We start from the raw sequence: 1,241 nt of genomic DNA on the forward strand, positions 1-1,241 counted from the left end.
AACTTTAGTGGAAGCTGTGGAAAACATTCTCAAATATTTTGGAGAAAAATATACAATTAATTTTACATAGCTACTTATGATCTGGGATTTTGGTAATGACACCACAGCAACCAATATTTTAACCCCCACTTATACCTATACACAAAACGGCACATATACGGCCACTCTCACCGTAAGCGACGACTATGGCGCAACAAACAGCGATAGTTTAACCGTTACCGTAAACAACCTAGCCCCCACCATCACAGCAATAACAGGCGAAACCACCATCAATCAAGGAGAAACGGCTTTCTTTAGTGCCACCGCATTTGACCCTGGACTTGACCCACTAACATATACATGGAACTTTGGCAATAGTAATCAATCCCTCATTGGACAAAATGTCACATACACCTTGACGCAAATTGGTACATACGAACTGAGTTTAACGGTAACCGACGACGAGGGAGCATTCACCACACAAACCCGAAACATCACCGTCAATAACCTTGCTCCAGTGATTACAAAAATCGAAAATACGATCGCACTTGAAGGAGAAATCACTTACTTTAGTGCCATAGCAACAGATCCAGGTAATGATGCTTTAACCTATACATGGAACTTTGGCGATGGTAGCCAACTTGTAAACGGACATTCTGTCACTCACACCTATATTAATAGCGGTAACTCTAACGTTACATTAACCGTAACTGATTCTTATGGAGCCAGCACCACCCAAACCTTAGCTCTAACCATTAATAACCTTGCACCAACCATCACTCAAGTACAAGGTAACACGAATCTTAATGAAGGAGAAACAGCGATCTTTAGTGCCATAGCAAGCGATCCAGGCAACGATCCAATCTCCTATATCTGGAATTTTAGTGATGGTAGTCAACCCTCTATAGGACATTCGGTTAGCCATCAGTTCATCAATAACGGCATCTATATTATTACCTTAACCGCACTCGACTCGGAAAATGCAGCGACCACACAAACTCGAAGTATCACTGTGAATAACATCGCACCCACTGTCGATGCAGGCGAAAATCGAACAATCTACTTAAATGAAACCATTACTTTTAACGGTAGCTTTAATGACCCTGGTTTAAATGATACTCATACTCTGACTTGGGATTTCGGTGATGGAACGAGCGCCACTAACATCATTAACCCAACACACCATTATACAGCAACAGGCACCTATAACGTCACCTTCACCGTCATTGATGATTTTGGTGCAACTTCAGAGGACACCCTAA

The 1,241-nt window shown here is 41.9% G+C and carries 1 protein-coding gene; it reads left to right on the forward strand.

The window, feature by feature from the left end:
• Nucleotides 1-76: 76 nt before the first annotated feature.
• Nucleotides 77-1,241 (forward strand): PKD domain-containing protein (locus tag C7H19_RS25190; RefSeq protein ID WP_146136607.1); only part of this gene is annotated, 1,165 nt, incomplete at its 3' end.

This window comes from Aphanothece hegewaldii CCALA 016 (genome assembly GCF_003007785.1).
Lineage (GTDB): Bacteria > Cyanobacteriota > Cyanobacteriia > Cyanobacteriales > Microcystaceae > Chroococcus > Chroococcus hegewaldii.